Annotated in this window: 22 protein-coding genes and 1 tRNA gene; 1 reads left to right on the forward strand and 22 read right to left on the reverse strand. The window is 42.6% G+C overall.

What is annotated here, in order from left to right; translation table 11 throughout:
* Positions 1-19: 19 nt before the first annotated feature.
* The 3 genes from HBHAL_RS14690 to tnpB all read right to left on the reverse strand — a co-directional run bounded on the left by HBHAL_RS14690 (position 20) and on the right by tnpB (position 1,961).
* Positions 20-244, reverse strand: a complete 225-nt coding sequence (locus tag HBHAL_RS14690; protein WP_014644239.1) for a hypothetical protein — start codon at positions 242-244, stop codon at positions 20-22.
* Positions 245-510: 266 nt separating this feature from the next.
* A tRNA-Arg gene (locus HBHAL_RS14695) sits at positions 511-586 on the reverse strand.
* 244 nt (positions 587-830) lie between these two features.
* A complete protein-coding gene (gene tnpB / locus HBHAL_RS14700; RefSeq protein WP_014644240.1) occupies positions 831-1,961 on the reverse strand; it encodes an IS200/IS605 family element RNA-guided endonuclease TnpB in 1,131 nt (376 codons plus the stop codon).
* 552 nt (positions 1,962-2,513) lie between these two features.
* Between tnpB and clpP the strand changes: the two genes are divergently transcribed.
* A complete protein-coding gene (gene clpP, locus HBHAL_RS14705; RefSeq protein ID WP_269448406.1) occupies positions 2,514-3,137 on the forward strand; it encodes an ATP-dependent Clp endopeptidase proteolytic subunit ClpP in 624 nt (207 codons plus the stop codon).
* Positions 3,138-3,226: 89 nt separating this feature from the next.
* On the opposite strand, the gene HBHAL_RS14710 is transcribed toward clpP, so the two are convergent.
* The 19 genes from HBHAL_RS14710 to HBHAL_RS14805 all read right to left on the reverse strand — a co-directional run bounded on the left by HBHAL_RS14710 (position 3,227) and on the right by HBHAL_RS14805 (position 21,284).
* Entirely contained in the window at positions 3,227-3,481 is a 255-nt protein-coding gene (locus HBHAL_RS14710) for an HPr family phosphocarrier protein (RefSeq protein ID WP_014644242.1), read from the reverse strand.
* Between the two features lie 133 nt (positions 3,482-3,614).
* The gene (whiA, locus tag HBHAL_RS14715) at positions 3,615-4,571 is read right to left on the reverse strand and encodes a DNA-binding protein WhiA (protein ID WP_014644243.1); all 957 of its coding nucleotides are present in this window, start codon (positions 4,569-4,571) and stop codon (positions 3,615-3,617) included.
* A 35-nt stretch (positions 4,572-4,606) separates the two neighbouring features.
* Entirely contained in the window at positions 4,607-5,560 is a 954-nt protein-coding gene (locus HBHAL_RS14720) for a gluconeogenesis factor YvcK family protein (RefSeq protein ID WP_014644244.1), read from the reverse strand.
* 3 nt (positions 5,561-5,563) lie between these two features.
* Complete coding sequence (rapZ, locus tag HBHAL_RS14725) at positions 5,564-6,448, reverse strand: RNase adapter RapZ (protein WP_014644245.1); 885 nt, start codon at positions 6,446-6,448, stop codon at positions 5,564-5,566.
* Positions 6,449-6,465: 17 nt separating this feature from the next.
* Positions 6,466-6,933: an 8-oxo-dGTP diphosphatase gene (locus HBHAL_RS14730; RefSeq protein WP_014644246.1), complete on the reverse strand. Its 468-nt coding sequence runs from the start codon at positions 6,931-6,933 to the stop codon at positions 6,466-6,468.
* Positions 6,934-7,153: 220 nt separating this feature from the next.
* Positions 7,154-8,104 (reverse strand): thioredoxin-disulfide reductase, encoded by a 951-nt coding sequence (trxB, locus tag HBHAL_RS14735; RefSeq protein ID WP_014644247.1) that lies wholly within the window; start codon positions 8,102-8,104, stop codon positions 7,154-7,156.
* Between the two features lie 213 nt (positions 8,105-8,317).
* Entirely contained in the window at positions 8,318-9,334 is a 1,017-nt protein-coding gene (locus HBHAL_RS14740; RefSeq protein ID WP_014644248.1) for a tetratricopeptide repeat protein, read from the reverse strand.
* A gap of 86 nt (positions 9,335-9,420) precedes the next feature.
* Positions 9,421-10,044 (reverse strand): bifunctional phosphoribosyl-AMP cyclohydrolase/phosphoribosyl-ATP diphosphatase HisIE, encoded by a 624-nt coding sequence (hisIE, locus tag HBHAL_RS14745; RefSeq protein WP_014644249.1) that lies wholly within the window; start codon positions 10,042-10,044, stop codon positions 9,421-9,423.
* Positions 10,041-10,799 (reverse strand): imidazole glycerol phosphate synthase subunit HisF, encoded by a 759-nt coding sequence (gene hisF / locus HBHAL_RS14750; RefSeq protein WP_014644250.1) that lies wholly within the window; start codon positions 10,797-10,799, stop codon positions 10,041-10,043. The genes hisIE and hisF overlap by 4 nt, the downstream gene beginning before the upstream one ends.
* On the reverse strand, positions 10,799-11,530 hold the full coding sequence (hisA, locus tag HBHAL_RS14755; protein WP_014644251.1) for a 1-(5-phosphoribosyl)-5-[(5-phosphoribosylamino)methylideneamino]imidazole-4-carboxamide isomerase: 732 nt from the start codon (positions 11,528-11,530) through the stop codon (positions 10,799-10,801). The genes hisF and hisA overlap by 1 nt, the downstream gene beginning before the upstream one ends.
* Before the next feature lie 13 nt (positions 11,531-11,543).
* The gene (gene hisH, locus HBHAL_RS14760; protein WP_014644252.1) at positions 11,544-12,173 is read right to left on the reverse strand and encodes an imidazole glycerol phosphate synthase subunit HisH; all 630 of its coding nucleotides are present in this window, start codon (positions 12,171-12,173) and stop codon (positions 11,544-11,546) included.
* Entirely contained in the window at positions 12,174-12,767 is a 594-nt protein-coding gene (gene hisB / locus HBHAL_RS14765; RefSeq protein WP_014644253.1) for an imidazoleglycerol-phosphate dehydratase HisB, read from the reverse strand.
* Positions 12,764-14,038, reverse strand: a complete 1,275-nt coding sequence (gene hisD, locus HBHAL_RS14770) for a histidinol dehydrogenase (RefSeq protein ID WP_014644254.1) — start codon at positions 14,036-14,038, stop codon at positions 12,764-12,766. The genes hisB and hisD overlap by 4 nt, the downstream gene beginning before the upstream one ends.
* On the reverse strand, positions 14,038-14,673 hold the full coding sequence (gene hisG, locus HBHAL_RS14775) for an ATP phosphoribosyltransferase (RefSeq protein ID WP_014644255.1): 636 nt from the start codon (positions 14,671-14,673) through the stop codon (positions 14,038-14,040). Before hisG ends, hisD begins: the two co-directional genes overlap by 1 nt.
* Entirely contained in the window at positions 14,666-15,835 is a 1,170-nt protein-coding gene (locus HBHAL_RS14780) for an ATP phosphoribosyltransferase regulatory subunit (RefSeq protein ID WP_231853951.1), read from the reverse strand. The genes hisG and HBHAL_RS14780 overlap by 8 nt, the downstream gene beginning before the upstream one ends.
* 929 nt (positions 15,836-16,764) lie before the next feature.
* Positions 16,765-18,426, reverse strand: coding sequence for an acyl-CoA dehydrogenase family protein (locus HBHAL_RS14790; protein WP_014644257.1), 1,662 nt, complete (start codon positions 18,424-18,426; stop codon positions 16,765-16,767).
* Between the two features lie 10 nt (positions 18,427-18,436).
* Positions 18,437-19,954 (reverse strand): class I adenylate-forming enzyme family protein, encoded by a 1,518-nt coding sequence (locus tag HBHAL_RS14795; protein ID WP_014644258.1) that lies wholly within the window; start codon positions 19,952-19,954, stop codon positions 18,437-18,439.
* A complete protein-coding gene (locus HBHAL_RS14800; protein ID WP_014644259.1) occupies positions 19,951-20,340 on the reverse strand; it encodes a MerR family transcriptional regulator in 390 nt (129 codons plus the stop codon). The genes HBHAL_RS14795 and HBHAL_RS14800 overlap by 4 nt, the downstream gene beginning before the upstream one ends.
* Before the next feature lie 134 nt (positions 20,341-20,474).
* Positions 20,475-21,284, reverse strand: a complete 810-nt coding sequence (locus tag HBHAL_RS14805) for a hypothetical protein (RefSeq protein ID WP_014644260.1) — start codon at positions 21,282-21,284, stop codon at positions 20,475-20,477.
* Positions 21,285-21,377 lie beyond the last annotated feature (93 nt).

Consider the following 21,377-nt stretch of genomic DNA (forward strand, 5'->3'; position numbering starts at 1 on the left):
AATAAAGAACATGCACTAGTCAGGATGCATGTTCTTCATTATCATAAACGCCATTATCTATTTTTAATTTTCTTTTCTGTAAAAAATCGGTTAATTCTTCATAGGCATTATTCTTAGGTGTTCGCTTTAACGATTCATAATTAAAGGATAGCTTTTGTTGCTGCTGCATATCGAACACGTGAATCCGTCTGTCCTCAGAAATTTGCTCAGTCGACAACATTTTATAACGGATTAAGTTTGTCATAAATACCCCTTTTCTTTGGCAAAAACGTCAAGAAACGGCAACTGCATGGAATTATAATAACATAGAAACCAAAATAAAAAAATTACATTGACATAACAATCATCTTACGACGTATAAATTTTGTTTCACAATTTTTTAAGTTATCCGTTCTTCTAACTTGCTAAACGCTATTAATATCTCAATAAAATAAACAAACACTTATAACACGAAAAAAACGCCTTTCTAAAAGAAAAGCGTTTTTTGTGAATAACTGTTTAATTTGGTAGCGCGCCCGAGAGGATTCGAACCTCCGACAGACGTAGAACCGGAATCTACCGCTCTATCCAACTGAGCTACGGGCGCAAATTGACATGCAATATATATTATATGAAGAACAGATGAATATTGCAAGGATTTTTTATTATGTGACTACAGCAACTTATAAATCAAGTCAAGGCTTGGAATCAGCCCGATCTACTAAGGTGAAAAATTCAAAGAAGCTGGTAAGTTATATCAACTCCAGCTTGAACTACCCCCACTTACTCGCAGACACTCCTTGAAGTTGGGGGATTCCTAAGAGCACGAACCTAACGGTTCGTTCAAATGATTAGGCTAGCCCCGTCGCACCGACGGTTGTAAGGATTCTTTGAATCTCCTTCAATATATTGAAGCTCGCATTTAGCTCGCGGTCGTGGTGGCAGCCGCAATCTGGGCAATCCCACGTTCGAACAGCGAGATTCTTTACCTCCCTGTTTTGGTATCCGCACTTGGAACACAGCTGTGAACTCGCAAAAACTTTCGATACGGTTACCAACTGCTTCCCGTACCACTTTGCTTTGTATTCGAGCATAGACGTGAACATCGACCAGCTCACATCACTAATCGATTTGGATCGTTTTCGGTTTTTGAGCATATTGGAAATTTGGAGATTTTCTACACCGATCACATCGTGGTTTTTGATGATTTCGGTAGAAATCTTATGCAGATAATCTTTGCGGGAGTTCGCTATCTTCTCGTGAAGTCTAGCTACTTTAATACGTTGCTTATGCCAATTCGAAGATCCCTTTTCCCTTCGGGAAAGGATACGTTGAGCTTTTGCTAGTTTCTTTTCCGTCTTACGTAGGTATCGTGGGTTTTGATAGGTGGTGCCATTCGAGAGAGAAGCGAAGTCTTTCAATCCGAGATCAATGCCAACATAAGTGTTGGATTTAGGAAGTTCCTGAATATCTGTTTTAACAAGAATTGATACAGAATATTTTCCGGTCGGATTGCGGCGAACCGTCGCACTCAAGATGCGACCTTTCACTTCACGGCTCTTGGCAAATCTCACAAGCCCCAGCTTAGGCAGCTTGATTTTGCGATCCTGGATGGCAATATTTCCGTTTGTGCATTTTGTGGTGTAGGACTGGACTCTGTTCTTCTTTGATTTGAACCGTGGAGCTTGGTTTTGCTTTTTGAAAAACCGTTCATAAGCGTCAGAAAGATGTTTGACCGAAGTTTGGATGGCCGTGCTATCCACTTCCTTTAACCAAAGGAATTCTCTTTTAAGCTTGGGTAGTTGTTTGGAACAAGTAGAGTAACTCAAACCTTTTCCGGTTTCCTTGTAGGCACTGCTCCATTCGGAGAGGAAATGATTGAAGACAAAACGAGCGCAACCGATTGTCTTAGCGATGAGCGATTCTTGGGTTTTATTTGGATAGATACGAAAGTTATACGCTTTATGCTTCAACCTTTCCACCTCCTAATAAGGAACATACGTTCTTACTTTAGGATATCACGGAAGGGAGAATATTCAAAGGCATTCGCCTTACGGCGATGGCATTCATCTCCCCCTTGCCACCGGTCTTCGACACGGCGCTTGAAGAGGGAGTCTTCTGCCGATGAATGATAAAAGGATTCGTGCAACTACTACTATATAAGTCCTACAATCATTCAATAAAACTCCTGCTGATGAGGAACAAAGAAGATGAGCCATATGAAATTATTTACCCTGAGTTCGTTTCGCTATATTACTTACTCCACAAATTTCCGTAAACACAGGCTTAAACTAAACGTGCCTATTGCGTAATAAGCCACTTATGAATAATCAACAAAAAACTTTAACAAAGCCTAAAAAATAAATACATACGTTTAACTGAGCATGTATTTATTAAAAACATCTTCTAATTAGTAATAAAAACCATACACTCTACGTTTATCCAAAAATTTTTAGGGAATGATGGTATAAGGAATTCTACGAAAAAGGTCGATCGTTTTTGTTTGACCTTTATTGACCTTAATTGTATGATAAATGTATTCCATCATAACTAGTGATGATAAGGAGGAAATCACAATGAACTTAGTACCTACAGTTATTGAACAAACAAACCGAGGAGAGCGTGCTTACGACATATACTCCCGTCTATTGAAAGACCGGATTATTATGCTTGGAAGCCCGATCGACGATAACATTTCCAACTCCATTGTAGCTCAATTGCTATTCTTGGCCGCTGACGATCCGGACAAAGATATTTCACTATACATTAATTCACCTGGTGGTTCTATCACTTCCGGTATGGCTATTTATGATACGATGCAGTTTATCAAACCAAACGTGTCTACCATCTGCACGGGTATGGCAGCTTCAATGGGTGCTTTCCTGCTAAACGCTGGTGAACCAGGCAAGCGTTATGCCCTTCCAAATAGTGAGGTTATGATCCACCAGCCTCTAGGCGGCACACAAGGACAGGCTTCTGATATTGAAATTCACGCTAAACGTATTATTAAAATGCGCGAGAAATTGAACAAAATTCTTTCTGAACGTACAGGCCAGCCTTATGAAGTGATCGAACGTGATACTGATCGTGATAACTTCATGTCTGCCCACGAAGCTGTAGATTATGGATTGATCGACAAAGTTATGGAGAAATCTTAATCTAATACTTATCCGCTGTGTAATATACACAGCGGATTTTTTATGAGCTTATTTTATTTTTTTAAGTTCATTCTTTCACAAATACAGGTTTACTTTTCCTTCACAAATTCGTGTAGCTGTTCCATGGCAGTTTCCTCATCGGAACCATCTGCAATCAATTTAATACTTTCACCCGTGCCCACTGCAAGACTCATTAGACCCATAATGCTTTTGGCATTTACCCGCTTGTTTTCCTTCTCAATAAATATATCACTGCTGAAGCGATTAGCATGTTGAACAAATTGAGCGGCCGGCCTTGCCTGTAACCCTGTTTCCAGTTCAATCTTAATATTCCGTTCTATCAATGAATTCTCTCCTCCTTTACTCTCTTATTCCACCACCGAAAACGCATTCATAAAAACCGAAAGAAAACGCTCCCGATCAATGAAAGCGTTTTTAATTATAGTTCATTATAGCATGAATTAAAGTGGAGAAACATTAATTTCTTGTGTTTTCTGTGACTTCTCCTCTTCGAACTTTTTCAGCAAATTCATCTATTTTACGCAGCCGGTGGTTGATGCCAGATTTACTTATCGCGGCTCCTGAAACATATTCCCCAAGTTCTTTTAAAGAAACATCCTGATGTTGTAAACGCAAAGAGGCAATTTCCTGAAGCTTGTCAGGTAAAGCTTCCAGACCGACGGTGCGCTTAATAAATTTAATATTCTCTACCTGTCGGAATGCCGCTCCTATCGTTTTATTTAAATTAGCTGTTTCACAATTCACTAGACGATTGACAGAATTCCTCATATCTCTAACGATCCGTACATCTTCGAATTTAAATAATGCTTGATGAGCTCCAATATTACTGATTAGTTCAGTAATTTTATCGGCTTCTTTCAAATACGTAATAAACCCTTTTTTTCTTACAAGGGTACGAGCGTGCAGACCAAAACTATTCATCAGCTGACACAACGCTTCGTTGTGTTCCTCATCAGAAGAATAAATTTCGAGGTGATAGGAGGAGGTTTCTGGATTATTGACCGAACCACCTGCTAAAAATGCGCCTCTCAGGTAGGCACGCTTGCAGCACGTATCATTTAAATACTTTTTAGGAATTTCCGGATTAATGGACAGTGGACCTTTCAGGATTTCCAGGTCATGCAGCACCTGCTCAGCCTTTTCAGAAAGACGTACAATGTACACATTGTTTTTTTTCAAGCGCATTTTTTTTCGAACCAGCAATTCTACTGGATAAGGGTACAATTTTTTAATTAACATATACGTTCTTCTTGCTATGGCTGCATTTTCCGTTTGGATATCCAATATATAATGACGGTTGGAAAAAGAAAAAGTCCCGTTCATTCTAATTAATGCTGCTAATTCTGACTCCATACAGCAAGCATCTGCTTCTACGTTGGTCAGTTCTTTTTTTATCTCTGATGCAAATGACACAGCTGGACACCTCCCTCTGGCAGAAAGCCTTTCCATTAAAGCATCGAATGCAGTAATTGAGTAAGCTTATCTGTATCATGCCGCAACATGGCTTGGCTTTCATCTATAATATCTTCTTCCACTACTTCAATTCCCATTGACTTAATACGCTCAATGTCATAAATGACAGGTTCAGCATTTTCTTTCGCATACGCTTTCTTTACTTTTTGTTCAATCGGCTGATTGTGAACCACGATTGAGTTAATGACGTCTTGACCAATGTGATCAAATAACGCCTTCAAGTGGTCTCCAGCGGTATATCCTGAGGTTTCCCCTTCTTGGGTCATAACATTACAGACATACGTAACTTTTGCTTTCGTATCCCTTAAAGCCTGACCAATTTCAGGAATAATAATATTAGGAAGAATACTTGTATAGAGGCTCCCAGGTGCGATCACAATTAAATCCGCTTCCTTAATTGCACGAACAGCTTCCGGAAGCGGCTGAACAGGTGTAGGACTTACAAACACCTTTTTAATTTTTTTCTGTTGTTTAGGAATGCTCGATTCCCCTGTAACAATGGTGCCGTCTTCCATTTCTGCATGTAAATTCATGGAATGATTCGCAATAGGATAAATGTGCCCTCTTACGTTTAAAACACGAGAAATTTCTTTAATTCCCTGATAAAAATCTCCTGTCATGGATGCAAGAGCAGCAAGAAGCAAATTACCCATGGAATGACCAGTCAACCCGTTTCCATCTGCAAAACGGTGCTGGAAAAGATCCAGCAGCATCGGCTCAGCATCTGATAAGGCAGCAACTACATTCCGAATATCTCCCGGTGCCGGTATAGCCATTTCATTACGAAGTTTTCCCGAGCTGCCTCCATCATCTGCTACGGTTACAATGGCAGATAAATCAATAGGCAGATTTTTAAGTCCCCGAAGAAGTACAGGCAGGCCTGTGCCTCCACCTATAACCACGACTCGGGGTGTGGCTGTATGATCCATCCTTTACAAACCCTTCCTTTTATCAATATCTCTATGGGTCACGTGTGTGACGTAATCATTAGAGAAATACTCTGATAAATATTCTGCCAGTGCCACAGAACGGTGCTGACCGCCCGTACAGCCTATGGCAATAACCAGCTGGCTTTTACCTTCCCGTTTATATTGCGGAAGCATGAATTGTAGTAAATCTTTAAGCTTCTCGAGGAATTTCTGCGTATCTGACCACTTGAAAACATATGAAGATACTTCTGTAGTGAGACCAGTAAGCGGCCGCATGTGTTCTACGTAGTGGGGATTAGGCAGAAAACGAACGTCAAACATCAGATCGGCATCAATCGGCACACCATATTTAAAGCCGAATGAGACCATTTGGACAGAAAATACCTGCTGCTCACGCTGGCGATAGCTTTCCACAATGCGTTCACGAAGTTCTTTTGGTTTTAAAGAAGTCGTATCAATTAAAGTTTGTGCACGTCCGCGTAACTCATCAAGCATTTCGCGTTCTTTACGAATCCCTTCCAGTGGAAGTCCTTCTTTCGCTAAAGGATGAGATCGGCGGGTCTCTTTATAGCGTGAGACGAGCGCTTGATCTTCAGCATCCAGAAATAAAATCTGCTCGTGGATCCAGTCTTCTTTACCGAGCCGGTCTAATGAATCAAAAAGAGAATCAAAAAATTCCCGGCCTCTTAAATCCATGACTAGTGCGACACTTTGAATGTTATTTGTAGAGTCCTTCATCAGTTCTAGAAATTTAGGAAGCAAGGCTGGCGGCAGGTTGTCTACACAAAAAAAACCGAGATCTTCAAAGCTTTGAACAGCCACGGTTTTCCCTGCCCCTGACATTCCGGTAATAATCACTAACTGAGTATTGTTCGCTTCTTCTTGCATCCTCGATCGCTCCTCATTTAGTCAGGTCGTGACGGATCCATATCCTTATCAATCAACTGGAAGTCCGTCGTATATACAAATGTCCCATAAATTTGATCATCGCTATTTAAGATGTGTTTAAATATATGGCGGTCTCCCTCAGCCATTGGTTTACCGAGCACCTCATCTACAGGCACCCATTCTAGTTCGCCTTCCTCACTCGTCTCAAGGAGATTTCCAGAAGCAGAGGTGCAGTGAAAAGTGAACATCATCCATTCTTGAACTGTTTTTTCACCTTCACGCATAACAAAAGTAAACGATCCTCTTAATTCCGGCTCGTTAATTTCAAGTCCTGTTTCTTCCTTAAATTCACGGATAGCTGAATCTTTAATATTTTCACCGTTCTCCATTTTACCACCAGGCGCTACATACCAGCCCCTTCTTGGTTTTTTTAACATTAATATGGAGTCATTCATTCTTAAAATACAATTGGCTACACGTTGCAACTTACAGTCACCTCATTTTCTTTCTAGAGGACATCATCCCTCATTATACAATGAATATGTCAGAAGCTACAATATTATAATTCGATGCAAAAAAAACCACAGGTGATAAGCACCTGTGTTTAATAGAGATATCTAATAAAAGGGGGGGTCAATTAATCAACTACATTGTAACTTAATTTTATGTCATAGGTGTTACAGCACAGTTAATTTAAAGTAATTTTTAGTTGACCATTTTCAGCTCTTCTAATAGGTTCTCAATATAATGCTGAGCAGATTGTGCAGCAATACTGCCATCGCCTGTAGCTGTTACGATTTGACGCAGTTCTTTTTCACGGATATCCCCTGCAGCAAACACACCCGGCACTTTCGTTTCCATTTTTTCATCTGTTTCGATATAGCCTTGCTCATTCGTGACTCCGAGGCTTTCAAATGGCTTACTTAATGGAATAAGACCAATATAAATGAACGTACCATTTGTATTAAATTCATACTCTTGATTTGTTTTCTTATTGTGAAGGGTGACGCTGCCTACTTTACCATCCTGTTCATTAATGGAAGTCACAACGGTGTCCCATATGAAATCAATCTTATCATTATCAAAAGCACGGTCCTGAAGAATTTTTTGAGCGCGAAGCTCATCACGGCGGTGTACAATCGTCACTTTACTGGCAAAGCGGGTTAGATACACGCCTTCTTCTACCGCTGAGTCTCCTCCGCCTACAACCACGAGCTCTTTATCGCGGAAGAATGCGCCATCGCATACTGCGCAGTAAGATACGCCGCGGCCGCCTAATTCTTTCTCACCAGGTACACCAAGCTCTTTATATTGAGCCCCTGTCGTAATAATGAGGGTGCGCGCTTTATATTCTTTTTTACCTGCTTTAATTGTTTTATACTCTTTTCCATCGATTACTTCTTTGATATCTCCGTAAGCATACTCAGCTCCGAATTTTTTCGCATGACCAAACATTTTATTAGAAAGGTCTGGTCCAAGAATGCTTTCATAGCCCGGGTAGTTCTCTACATCTTCCGTGTTGGCCATCTGCCCGCCCGGTATTCCGCGTTCAAGCATTAGAGTATCAAGGTTAGCACGGGAAGTATAAACGGCTGCAGTCATTCCTGCTGGCCCAGCCCCTGCGATAATAACGTCGTAAATACGATCTTCCGTCATCCGTTATCAGCTCCTTGTTTCAGTGTGTGTCCTGATGCCTTCATTCATTTCATGTACATATCATATTAAAACAAATAAAAACCGTCCATTAATGTGCTTATCATCTAAGATAAATAATGAGCGTTTCTTTTCTATAAATCTACAAATTTCGCCATAAAAACAAGCGGTCACTTCCAAAAAAAGATGCCAGCTCATGTGATTATTACTTTTAGATCAATATTCCTTCCACGGGCCCTCTTCTTTACTCAAGGTCGGGAATTGCTGGCAACCTTTTTCCCATAATTCTAAAGCCTTAGAAGGATTGCCTGTATGATAAACCGAAATACTGTACCATTTATAATAAACTCGTCTTCTCGTAACCTGGCGGTCTTTCAAGCTGTGAAAGCGGTCTACAGCTTCTTCGTAAAAGCCTGCTCTTGCCAGCGTCTCAGCGACAGCTAATTTTTGCTGACTGTGCATGGGATACACATTGCGCAGGAGATGAATGTGAAGCAAAGCTTCTTCCCTGTCCCCCTGCATAATTAGGAAGGCAGCGAGGTTTACGTGGCTGTGTATATTTTCAGGTTCATTTTTCAACCATTCTTGTTCAATATCGATAGCTTCCTGCTGCTTCCCGCTCATAAACAGCGCATAAGCGTATTTATGCTTCGCCATCTGAAATTCGGGAAAGAGATGCATCATTTCATCTAATAAGCTTAACGCCTGTTCCCACTCTTCATGTTCAAGGTGATAGAAAGCAGTCTCTTGATAAATCAATAAATCATCTTCATCATCAAAAGCCCACTCATCATCATCCTCTTCTTCCTCCACTGACTCAAGCATTTCCAGAAGCTGCTTGGACGCTTCCTCAAATTCTCCGTCTTCGGACTGTTCAAGATAGGTTTCTGCATATTTTTTCGCATCACTTAATAAGCCAAGATGAGCATAGTTGTTGGCCATCAAATAGTAACAATCCACATATTCTTTTCCAAACCGGGCCAGTACTTCCGTTAACAGCTGGTTAGCCGCGTGATACGAACCGATTTCCGTGTACACAACAGAAAGCTGACAGGCATAAAGTGGTTCGTCAGGTGCTGCTTCTATTGCTTTTTTCAGCCACTTCACGGCTACATTGAAACGACGCTTCTGGAACGCCTGAATTCCATGGGTGAAATAGAAGTTTCCTGATGGCAAAAAAGGGATAATATTCGTATTTTCTTTAGCAGCTGTGCTATTTAGTGATGTCGTCATGAGCGTCCCCCTATTTCCGTTACAAATCTCACTAATAAAGCAGTATAACATAGAAATGTGTTATGAAATAGGAGATTTTCTAACTTTTAAGAGTGACGTTCTTCTAGAACCGTCAGTACGTCATCAAGTGGGACTCCACGATCAGTCAGAATGACAAGTAAGTGGAAAAGCAGATCTGCTGATTCGAGGGCCATTTCTTCTGGATCATCATTTTTAGCTGCAATGATAACTTCTCCCGCTTCCTCTCCAATTTTCTTGGCAATCCGGTCTACGCCTTCACTAAACAGTTTGGCTGTATAAGAACCTTCCGGAAGTGTAGATTTCCGTTCGGCTAGTGTACTTTGCAACTGATCCAGAATTTGATAGCGATTCTCTTTCACATGTCCTTCCGTATCGGTCAATGATTCCGAGAAGCAGCTGTAATCTCCCTTATGGCACGCAGGTCCGTTTGGAACGACTTGCACGAGTAAAGCGTCCTGATCACAATCGAAATGGATGCTCGTTACTTTTTGTGTATTTCCAGAGGTTTCTCCTTTATGCCACAACTCTTGACGGGAGCGGCTAAAAAAAACGGTTTCCCCAATTTCCAATGTTTTTTCTAATGATTCTTTACTCATATAGGCAAGTGTTAGTACAGCCTTTGAACGAGCATCCTGCACAATAGCAGGGACAAGTCCTTGTTCATCGAATTGAAGATCATTTACATTCATCTCACGATTACCCCTTTCTCTTTCAAATAAGCTTTCACATTTGCAACGGACGTTTCTTTATAATGGAAAATCGAAGCAGCTAAAGCGGCATCCGCATCGACTTCTGTAAATACATCATAGAAGTGTTCACTGGAACCGGCTCCCCCTGAAGCAATGACAGGTACGTTTACGACATCCTGTACTGCCTCCAATAAAGGAAGATCAAAGCCTGTCTTTTCACCATCTTTATTCATAGATGTCAACAGGATTTCTCCTGCTCCACGACGAACTGCTTCTTCAGCCCATTCGGTCACTTTCCACCCAGAAGGGGTACGTCCTCCACGGGTATAGACACGCCACGTTCCCCACTCTTCATCATAACGAGCGTCAATCGCTACCACAATACACTGGCTGCCGAAATAATCCGCTCCTTCTGTAAGCAGTTCCGGCCGGTTCACCGCTGAAGAATTTAAAGAAACTTTATCCGCTCCGTTTCTTAAAGTTTCTTTAATATCTTCCAGTGAGCGGATTCCTCCTCCGACTGTAAAAGGAATCGCCAGCTCTGAAGCTACCGAGCGAACGACATCAATCATCGTTTTCTTTCCTTCATGAGTAGCTGATATATCTAAAAAAACCAGTTCATCCGCTCCTTGTTCGTCATAAACCTTTGCAAGCTCTACAGGATCTCCGGCATCACGGATATCGACGAATTGAATCCCTTTCACTACTCGCCCTTCCTTCACATCCAGACATGGAATAATGCGTTTGGATAACATCAGCTTTCCTCCAATTCAAGAGCTTCAGAGAGCGTGAAACGATCAGTATAAAGAGCTTTTCCAACAATGGAACCGATAACGTGACGGCCCTGGTAGTTCTTGAGTATTTCTAAGTCGCTCAGCCCCTGGATGCCTCCTGAGGCAATAACATTAACCTTTGTTTCATCCGCCAATCGAACAATTTCTTTTACATTAGGTCCAGACAACATGCCATCTTTGGCAATATCGGTGTAAATAAATGTCCGTGCTCCTGCCTCGGCTAATTCACGGCCTAAATCAACTGCCTGTATTTGAGAACTCTCAAGCCACCCAGCTGTAGACACGTAGCCATCTCGTGCATCGAGCCCGATGACGATACGCTCTCCATAATTACGAAGAAGAGATTTCGTTAATTCTAAATCACGAACCGCAAGTGAACCGATGATTACTCGATCTACTCCCTGGTCCAAATAAAAACGCACATCTTCTTCGCAGCGGATCCCTCCACCAATCTGTACATGCGAAGACAATTCCTTCGCTGCACGGAGCACATGCTCCGCATTTTTTCTTGAACCTTCTTTAGCTCCGTCAAGGTCGACCATATGAATCCAGGAGGCGCCTTTATCGGAGAACTCTCGGGCTACTTCGTATGGGTCTTCCCCGTACACCGTTTCCTTATCAAAGTCTCCCTGCTCAAGGCGGACACATTTTCCATTACGCATATCAATTGCTGGGTAAATTGTAAAGCTCATCTCTAAAAACTCCTCACTGTTTGACCATTACTTTGCAAAAATTCTCTAAGAGCTGCATGCCGGCTCTCCCGCTTTTCTCGGGGTGAAACTGACTTGCTACCAGGTTATTTCGACCAACGATGGCCGGTACTTCAAGGTGATAATCGGCTGTTGCATAGAGGATAGATGGGTCAGGGGTCTGTACGACAAAGGAGTGAACAAAATATACATAATCTTCTTTCACGTCAGAAAGCAGCGGCTCTTCAGGCTGAAGCAGGTTCATCTTATTCCAGCCCATGTGAGGTACTTTATAGGATTTCCCCTGTTCATTCACGCCTGGAAATCTGACAATTTTGCCCGGAAAAAGACCTAGTCCTTCAGTTTCTCCGCCTTCCTCACTCGCTTCAAATAACAGCTGCATGCCTAAACAAATTCCGTAAATCGGCACCCCGGCTTTAACTTTTTCTTTTATAAAAGGGATGAAGCCGTGTTCTTCCAGTGCTTTCATAGCATCCGGAAAAGCACCAACACCCGGGAGAATGTATCCATCACAATCCTCAATCTCAGCAGGTCTTTCACCAAACTTATAAGGAATGTCCAAACGCTCTAAGGCTTTAGAAACACTGAATAAATTCCCCATTCCATAATCTATAATTCCTATCATTTATAAACTTCCTTTCGTACTTGGCACTCCTTGAACCCGGGGATCAATTTGAGTTGCTTCATCAAGTGCGCGAGCAAGAGCTTTAAACATGGCTTCGATTATATGGTGCGTATTATGTCCATGGTGAAGAACGATATGGAGATTCATCCTGGCTTCAACCGCAAATTTCCAAAAAAACTCATGTACATTTTCCGTATCAAAGGTGCCCAGGCGATCTTTAGGTAATTCCGCTTTCCATTCCAGGTGTGGACGATCACTAAGATCTACCGCTACTGTGACAAGCGTCTCATCCATAGGAAGAGTCATCGAACCATACCTTTTCATACCAAATTTATCTCCCAGGGCTTCTCGGAAAGCCTGGCCCAGACAAATACCGATATCCTCAGTCAAGTGGTGATCATCGACTTCCACATCCCCATGTCCTTTAACGGAAAGATTAAACAGACCATGCTTTGCAAAAAGCTCGAGCATATGAGCTAAAAAAGGAACCTGCACATCTAAATCTGCTTTACCAGAACCATCGACGGAAATGCCAAGTTCTATATTGGTTTCTCCCGTTTTACGTACAATTTCAGCGTACCTTTCGTTGGTCATTTCCATCTCTCCTTCCGCGTGTCAATTGCTCTTGCGTGGGCTTCTAATCCTTCCAGCCGGGCATAACGTGCGATCTTATCCCCATGTTTCTTTAGTGCGTCTTCACTGTAGGAAATAACACTCGACTTTTTGAGAAAATCGTCTACATTCAAAGGACTGGAAAAACGAGCCGTACCGTTCGTCGGAAGTACATGATTAGGCCCGGCGAAATAATCACCCACAGGCTCGCTGCTATAAGGTCCGAGGAAAATAGCACCAGCATTTTTAATTTTTCCTAAGTGTTGGAAAGGTTCGTCTGTTACAATTTCCAAGTGTTCAGGAGCGATTTCATTTATTGTAGTAATTGCTTCGCCCCACGTTTCGCATAAGAGGATCATGCCGTAATCCTCCACGCTTTTACGCGCAATCTCAGCACGAGGCAAGTCCTCTAATTGATTTTTCACTTCTTGCTGAACCTGTTCGGCGAGCTGCTGACTCGTTGTTACAAGAACACTGGAAGAACGTGCATCGTGCTCGGCTTGAGATAGAAGATCAGCGGCTACTTCAGAAGCAAGGGCCGTGTCATCCGCCAATATAGCAATTTCACTGGGACCAGCTATCATATCGATGTCTACATCGCCGAAGACTTCTCTTTTCGCAAGGGCCACAAATACATTTCCTGGTCCAGTAATTTTATCTACAGCAGGAACAGTCTCCGTCCCATAAGCGAGGGCTGCAATCGCCTGAGCACCGCCTACTTTATAAACGTCCTCCACGCCAAGAATATGAGCGGCAAGTAATACACCATCCGGAACCTTCCCATCTTTCCCAGGGGGAGTGACCATCACGATCCTTTCCACTCCGGCTACCTGAGCCGGAATCACATTCATAAATACAGAGGATGGATAAGCTGCTGTGCCTCCAGGTACATACACACCGGCCGCTTCAATAGCGGTGATTTTCTGACCTAGAATTGTACCATCCTCTGATGAATCAAACCAGGACGCAGGTCGCTGTTTTTCATGAAAACGGCGTATATTAGCAGCTGCTTCTTGCAGAATTTCTACAAATTCCCCATCAAGCGCTTCATATGCCTCTTCAAATTCTTCTGGTGAAACTTTGTACTGATCAAGCTTTACCCCATCGAAGCGTTCTGTGTAATTAAGGACCGCTTCGTCTCCTCGAGATTTCACATCCTCAATAATTGCTTGAACGGTTTTTCTCTGTTCCTCTGTTCCTTGCTCCACTCGGCGACGTAATGATACACGGTCACTTTTTTGAATAATTTTCATTATTTTATTCCCTCCATGACGTCACTGAGGTTTGTGACCATGTGCTCAATCTCTTCACTTTTCAAACGGTAGCTAACCGGATTTACAATTAATCGAGAAGTGATGTCGGTGATCTTTTCATATTCCACCAGACCGTTCTCTTTCAAAGTCCTGCCCGTAGAAACGATGTCCACGATTCGGTCTGCCAGCCCAATTAGTGGTGCAAGTTCAATCGAACCATTGAGCGGAATTATTTCAATCTGCTCGCCCTGTTCACGAAAATAATCGGAAGCTACCTTCGGATATTTAGTGGCAATCTTTGGTGCAATCCGGCTGAGAGGCTGGTCCGGTACACCTGCAACGGCTACGTAACATGGACTGATTTTTAAATCGAGTACTTCATAGACATCACGGTCCTGTTCCAGAAGCACATCTTTTCCAGCAATCCCAAGATCAGCTGCGCCATATTCTACATAAGTGACTACGTCCATTGGCTTGGCCATCATCACACGAATATTTTGCTCAGGAAATTCAAGGATAAGCTTCCGGGACTCTTCAAGATCTGCTCCCAAGTCATAACCGGCCCTTTTCATCAGCTCAGCTGCTTCCTCATATATCCGTCCTTTTGGCATAGCGATTGTCAGTCGTTTATTCATCCTGACCACCTCCTACCTGAGTAAAATCAATTGTATTAGCTAACTGTTCGTAAAAAGCAGGAAGATCAGGTATTTGATCTACGTGCTGTAGAAGAACCGCATGTCCTTCTTTTCGATATTCATCTGCCTTTCTTTTTCCCTTTACATACGAATCGTCGTCTACAATAATACCGATCCGTTCGTCCTGGTCCTCAAGATCATTCAATGCTTCTACCAGGCGCTCTAAATGGACGGCAAAACCTGTAGCTGAAGCATTCAGTTCAAAAGATGGGAGCAGTGTGTCATAGCGTCCACCATTACAAAGCAGAGCACCCAGGTTTGGGGCATAACCTTCGAAAAGAATGCCTGTGTAATATTCCATATGGCTAATCAAATTTAAGTCAAACTGAATATAGTCTTCTACGCCGTTCACTTTTAATAAACGATAGAGTTGTTTTAATTCATTGACTGCCTGCATACACGATTGATTTCGAGCCAGCGAACGACTGGCTTCAAATATTTCTTCTCCACCTCGAAGAGAAAGAAGCTCAAGTAGCGCTTGTTTTTTATCTTCAGAAATAGAGAGTGACTTCACACATTCTCTGAATCCAACATAATTTTTTCTATATAAGTAATGAAGCAGGGTTTCCATCGTTTCTTCATCGTCTCCGAGAAGATCACTGAAAAATGCTTTCACATATCCAATGTGACCGACGGTAATGACAAAATTATCGAGGCCTGTCTGTTTAAGAGAATCTACAAGCAGGGCAATGACTTCCGCGTCCCCATAAGAGGAGTGGTCTCCAATCAATTCTGTTCCTACTTGCTCAAATTGTGCGGGCTTCCCACCCTCAGCCTGTTGTGCACGAAAAACGGGACCGTCGTAAGCCAGACGCAGTGGAAACTCTCCGTTCTTTAACTGCGAAGCGGCTACACGAGCAATGGGGGCCGTCATATCGGGCCTGAGTACAAGTGTGTGACCTTGCTGGTCCAGTAGCTTGAATAACTGTTGATCCAGCGTCGCGCTCACTTTTCCTACTGTATCGTGATACTCCATAAGCGGTGTATCCATAAATGAGTAGCCATATGACAAGATGGCTTCTGATAACTGTCTTCTCGCTTTCGACTTTTGATTATAAAAAAAAGGGAGCGTGTCGCGCATCCCCAGTGGCTTTTCAAACATTAACCGTTTAACCAATGGTATTCATTCCTTTCGACAAATCCTTTAGCTTGCTAATATGCTAACAAAATAAAGATACAGCGTCAATGCAAAATCCTTTCCTTATGTTCCCCTTCTTATCATAGCAGAAACAATAGTTTCGGTCTTATTTAAGTGGTGAGAATGTACAAAGAATCACGATCTATGCCTTTATCATTTATGTTGAAGATTTAATAAGCAAGTTACTACACTATCGGGCCGTATTGTTGAAGACTCGATTTCGAGATATTTAATGAGAGGAAAGGTCCTGCGGGGGACGATTCGCTTTCCGCGGGCATGTGCTGAGCCTCCTCAGTCTTCGACTTCCGGGGTCTCACCGATCATGTTTATCCCACAGGAGTCTCACCGTCCCCCTCCGGACCTTTGCGATCATGGAGAGCTCGAAAACCTTTCCATAATCGCCTTCCAATGAACGAGATCCACACTGGTTTTTGCGTGTGTTTATGTGTAGGAACCCTGTTATAGAAGCATTTGAGGCAGATGCAGCATGGCTCCTTTCTCCTATAGCAGGGTCCGCTCATCAGCTATCGTTCAGGCGGCGAAGGAAACGACGAGACTCCCACGGGAAAAGGGACTAGGTGAGATCCCGCAGGGAGTGAAACGAGCGAGGAAGCTCACCGTTCCCCCCGTAGGAAAGCGAGTTGTTTCCGTAGCCGCCCTCATCCTTTTTTGGCAACGGTCCCAAGTTATCTCCAAACTGAGTCTTCAAGTATCGGGAGCTTATCTTTAATAAACATCAATTTAAATCAACTGGTGCCGGTAACAGGGGAGATGTAGATATCTATTTTATTATTCCAGAATGCTGACTATTTCACTTCAAAACATGGCAGACTCATCCGCCTTTCACTCCTACAATAAAAAAAGCTCCTATAAAATAGGAGCTTTCGGCTTGGTTATTCTCTGGATTTTGACAAATCCAGTAATTCATCTGCGTAGCGAAGCGTTAAGGGCTCCCCTGTCACTTGTTCTTTTCCAAAAGCAAGCTGAACATAAATTTCAGCCACTTTTTCTGCTTTTCCACTATTTTTTCCCGCTTCAAGTGCGATGACAGCTTCATAAATGATTGCCATCTGCCTGGCTATTGATTTACTATAGTACGTCTGAATATCTGATGATTGATTGAGAATATCTGCAACTTGGTGTCCCAAGGATATGATTTCCTGTTTTACCATCTCTACTTGAGAAGCGAATCCATTGACCTGTTCTAGGCGCTGGGTCATTTCTTCATAGAAAAAGGAGTGAGCTTCAAATTTATTTAACAGACGCAGGACCTCAAGACCTAGTATATTCGCTGTACCTTCCCAGACTGTGAGCACCTGCGCGTCACGCAGCAGTCTGGGCATGACAAAGTCCTCAATGTATCCATTGCCGCCGTGTAATTCAATCGCTTCATGTGCAAAGGCTATTGCCTGCTCTGCGGTTTCTTTTTTTAGGATTGCAATTTTGAGCCGGTTCATGACTTCTTCTGAAGAAGGCGTGGAGCTCTTGCTTGAGACAGATTCTTCGAAGTGACTGATCATGTCAAAAACCGCTCTCGTTTCTATTTCCTGCTTTACACGCAACCGGACCAGGGTGTCCTTAATCATCGGAAAATCAATAAGCCTGTTTCCAAAAGCTTCCCGTTTGATAGCGTAATCCAAGGATTCCGTGTAGGCGCGCCTCATAATACCAATAGACGCTGTAGCATTGCACACCCTGGATAAATTCAATGCTTCCATCATGTAATAGAAACCTTGTTCAGGTTTGCCGACAAGATAAGCTTCAGCCCCACTAAACTCCACCTCCGCAGATGGAACAGCACGAACACCAAGCTTGTCTTTCAATCTGCGAATCTGAATACCATTCATATCCCCGTTGTCTTTTCTCCAGGGAACTAAGAATAAACTGAGTCCCTTCGTGCCTGAAGGAGCATCCTCCAACCTTGCGAGAACCATCGCTATACCGCAAGCGCCAGCATTGCTGGCAAAGTATTTTTCCCCGTAAATCAGGAAATGATTTTCTTCAGAAAAAGCTTTGACTTCATTAGCACCTACATCCGAACCACCCTGCCTTTCTGTTAAAAATGTCGCTCCTTCATATAATTCCATTTCTCCCGTAGAAAGGACGTGAGGAAGATATCTCTCCTTTAATTCTTGAGAAGCATAACGTTCGATTAAGTATGCAGTGGCCATGGTCAATGTGACAGGGCAGTAAAATCCTGACTCCGCTTGGGAAAGAAGATAACCTTGAGCAAAGGAATAGACATAGCCGCCTGGACGTCCAAGTTCTGGTATATCTTTATGAATGTATCCTACAATTCCCGCTCCATATGTTTCCTCAATCGTTTTTTTGTAGCCTTCATTTAACCACACTTCTGATTGGTCTTCCCCGTACTTATCATATTTTATTAACTTGGGCTGACCTTCGCGGTCTGTATGGCGTGCCCGCCTGTCAATCTCACCGGCGCATAAAGCACCAAATTTTTGCAGCTGTTCATCAGCCCATTCCCATAATGGCGGGTCGAATTGTTCCTTTAAAATCGTCTGCAGGTTTGAATCTTCCTCATAAAAATTCACCGTTTTCCTCCTACCGATTATGGATTTGGTCACGAAGCTGATTCTTCATTAATTTCCCTGTAGCGTTCCTAGGGAGTTCACTTATCTCTTCATAGAGCTTCGGGATTTTATAATCTGCAATCTCCTGTCGTAAGTATTCCTTGCACTCTTCTGCAAGATGATTCATTGTTCCGTCCTGCACAATGAATGCTTTAACGGTTTCGCCCCAATCTGGATGAGGGACACCAATTACGGCGACATCCTGTACGTGTGGATGCCTGAGGAGCGCGTCTTCAATTTCACGAGGATAAACGTTCGAACCTCCCGATATAATGATGTCTTTTTTACGATCCACCACCCAATAGAAGCCATCCTGATCTCTTTGCGCAAGATCCCCAGTATATAGCCATCCGTCTTTCAGCGCTTCTTTTGTTTTCACTTCATCCTTATAATACCCTTTCATCGTTCCTTCTCCACGCAGAATGATTTCTCCTACTTCATCTATTCCCGCTTCATTTCCCTGATCATCTACTACCTTCATTTCACAATTTAAGGCTGCTCTCTGGCCGATACTCCCTGCTTTTTCATCATGTTCTAGCGGTAAGAGCAGTGACCCATTAGGTCCCGCTTCCGTTAAACCATATACACAGTATAATTGCTCTGTGTCCAGCTGTTCCTGAATGAACTGTACCTCACTCCGTGATAAAGGAGCACCTCCATAGACCCAATATTTCATCCACGACAAGTCGATTTCCGTCACTTTAGGGTGCTTGGCCGTTAATAGATAAGCTACCGGTGCACCGAAGAAATGAGTAGTACGTTCCGAGGAAGCCAATTCAAGTAAAAGTTCCGGGCTAAAAGATGGAGCAAGAATATGAGCGGCCCCCACATACGTTCCAGCAGCCATAAAAAGGTGAAGCGGAGCAGAATGACTAAGCGGCATCATATGCAGCATACGGCTGCTTGGCTTCATCTCCATTTCCACTGCCATCATTCGGGATACTGTCAAAATATTGCGGTGAGTGAATACCACTCCTTTCGGTTTTCCGGTTGTACCAGAGGTATAGAGGATCGAAGCTTCTGTATCTTCCTCGGCCGTGTTCACGATTTCCGTCCCGCTTTCATTGGACATCAATTCTTCAAATGATAGCCAATAATCCGTAGCTGAACCTGTTTTGATAAATGTCCCTTTTTTCTCGTGTACGAGATCAGTCACTTGTTCAAATAGAAGTTCATGAGTCAGAAAGAACGTCGTATCACTATGATCAAAAATATAGGATAGCTCGCTGTTGATTAATCGAGCATTTACAGGCACGGCAATGGCACCAACCCGGTGAACAGCAAAATAACTGATGACAAATTCGATCGTATTCGGCATATGGATCATTACTTTATCGGCTGGCTGAATACCTAGGCTCCGCAAAGCATGTGCAAACTGATTTACTTTAAAATTCCATTCCTTATAAGTCAAACGGCTAGTCGGAGTAATTAAACCCTCTTTTAGAGGATATTTACGGGACTGATAAGCTAAAAGTTCTGATAGATTCACAGGGGTTCCCCTCTCCTTTTTACTAACTCTTCCTCAAACTTCTGCAGCCACGAATTCATCTCAGCCTTCAATTGCTCCAATTCCAATAAACGACGATCAATTTCTTTCATTTTTCTGCGACCATACTCCATTGTTTTTTCTAATTGCTGTACACCCGAAGGATCAAGATCAATCAGTTGGATCATGTTTTTAATTTCTTCGAGTTGAAATCCATATTTTTTCCCACGAAAAACTAGACTTAACCTGGTTATGTCTTTTCGGCTGAATCGTCTATGTCCATTTTCTCGATGGGGGTGAACGAGTCCAATTTCTTCATAGTAGCGGATCGTTCTTGTGGTCACCTGAAATTTTTCTGCCACTTCAGCAATTGCTAAATCTTCAACCATCTTTCCCTCCTTGATGCGTTTGAAAATTCTAACAATTACACTATACCATTTACGTTAACGTTAAGTTCAACTTAAAAAATTTGGAAATTATAATAAAAAAATACCCCGTTTGTTAAACAGGGTATGCTGGCTCATTAATTCTGTCGTGATTGTAAAAGAAATAAGAAAGCGAGTAAGGATTGGGGTATTTCCTCGCGCCTCTTCCATTCAACCAAGTATCCATTTACTTCTTCAAAGCGTTCTGCCGCTTCTACAGGGATGGCATTCTGTTTAATAACAGCCCAGACGTTCCCTTCATGATCCTTAACGTTATAATGGCCAATATAAGGATCCCCCTCCGCACTCCATCTGCAGTAATCTTTCTCTATATAGCGAAAAATCCTCCTGCCTGTGGTCTTATGTTTCGTATCTTTTGTATAAGCCACATAATGCCCTTTTGGAAGCTGAACATATCCGCGCCAGGAGAACCCTCCCTTCTTCTCTATGTGGTACACAGCATCTCCGTGTTGATTGTACATGATATAGTCTGCAGAAAGAATCGATCCATAATAAGCGAGAAATGTAAGCTTATGCAGCAAGTTGGGTTTTTCATTAATGTGAGTGTATGCCTTTCCATCCATATCATATAATGTGGCCTGAAACACATCCTTCGTACTATGCCCCACATACATGCGTGCTGGAAGCTTTTCAACTGGCTCTATTATATGATCTTCTGTAAAACCGTTATCGGTCTGTTTAGCTTTTTCATAATCACGATAGCCGGTTTTTAACAAAGCGAGTCCGCTGATCGTTAACACAGGTCCGTACAGAAGACTCAGTGGAAAGCTTTGATATTGCAAGGCAAGGATACTTAGTAAGAAAAACAGGCCGCCGGCGAACAACACCCCTCCCGTAATCAACTGCCTCCTGCCGTCCTGCCGGATCAGAGTTTGGACATTCGTCATCTACTTCACCTCTCCTCCTATTTTACGATCCCTTTTGGTAAAAGTTTCATAGTTATAGTTTACCATATTCAACCTCTGATCCCACTGACATAC

The sequence above is a fragment of the Halobacillus halophilus DSM 2266 genome (assembly GCF_000284515.1).
In the GTDB taxonomy this organism is placed as follows: Bacteria; Bacillota; Bacilli; order Bacillales; family Halobacillaceae; genus Halobacillus; species Halobacillus halophilus.

Bases quoted from the DNA above. Each gene is read 5' to 3' on its own strand.
- HBHAL_RS14690 (WP_014644239.1), bottom strand. From the start codon at position 244: ATGACAAACTTAATCCGTTATAAAATGTTGTCGACTGAGCAAATTTCT.
- clpP (WP_269448406.1), top strand. From the start codon at position 2,514: ATGTATTCCATCATAACTAGTGATGATAAGGAGGAAATCACAATGAAC.
- HBHAL_RS14720 (WP_014644244.1), bottom strand. From the start codon at position 5,560: ATGGATCATACAGCCACACCCCGAGTCGTGGTTATAGGTGGAGGCACA.
- rapZ (WP_014644245.1), bottom strand. From the start codon at position 6,448: ATGCAAGAAGAAGCGAACAATACTCAGTTAGTGATTATTACCGGAATG.
- trxB (WP_014644247.1), bottom strand. From the start codon at position 8,104: ATGACGGAAGATCGTATTTACGACGTTATTATCGCAGGGGCTGGGCCA.
- HBHAL_RS14740 (WP_014644248.1), bottom strand. From the start codon at position 9,334: ATGACGACATCACTAAATAGCACAGCTGCTAAAGAAAATACGAATATT.
- hisIE (WP_014644249.1), bottom strand. From the start codon at position 10,044: ATGAATGTAAATGATCTTCAATTCGATGAACAAGGACTTGTCCCTGCT.
- hisF (WP_014644250.1), bottom strand. From the start codon at position 10,799: ATGTTATCCAAACGCATTATTCCATGTCTGGATGTGAAGGAAGGGCGA.
- hisA (WP_014644251.1), bottom strand. From the start codon at position 11,530: ATGAGCTTTACAATTTACCCAGCAATTGATATGCGTAATGGAAAATGT.
- hisH (WP_014644252.1), bottom strand. From the start codon at position 12,173: ATGATAGGAATTATAGATTATGGAATGGGGAATTTATTCAGTGTTTCT.
- hisB (WP_014644253.1), bottom strand. From the start codon at position 12,767: ATGACCAACGAAAGGTACGCTGAAATTGTACGTAAAACGGGAGAAACC.
- hisD (WP_014644254.1), bottom strand. From the start codon at position 14,038: ATGAAAATTATTCAAAAAAGTGACCGTGTATCATTACGTCGCCGAGTG.
- hisG (WP_014644255.1), bottom strand. From the start codon at position 14,673: ATGAATAAACGACTGACAATCGCTATGCCAAAAGGACGGATATATGAG.
- HBHAL_RS14780 (WP_231853951.1), bottom strand. From the start codon at position 15,835: ATGTTTGAAAAGCCACTGGGGATGCGCGACACGCTCCCTTTTTTTTAT.
- HBHAL_RS14800 (WP_014644259.1), bottom strand. From the start codon at position 20,340: ATGGTTGAAGATTTAGCAATTGCTGAAGTGGCAGAAAAATTTCAGGTG.
- HBHAL_RS14805 (WP_014644260.1), bottom strand. From the start codon at position 21,284: ATGACGAATGTCCAAACTCTGATCCGGCAGGACGGCAGGAGGCAGTTG.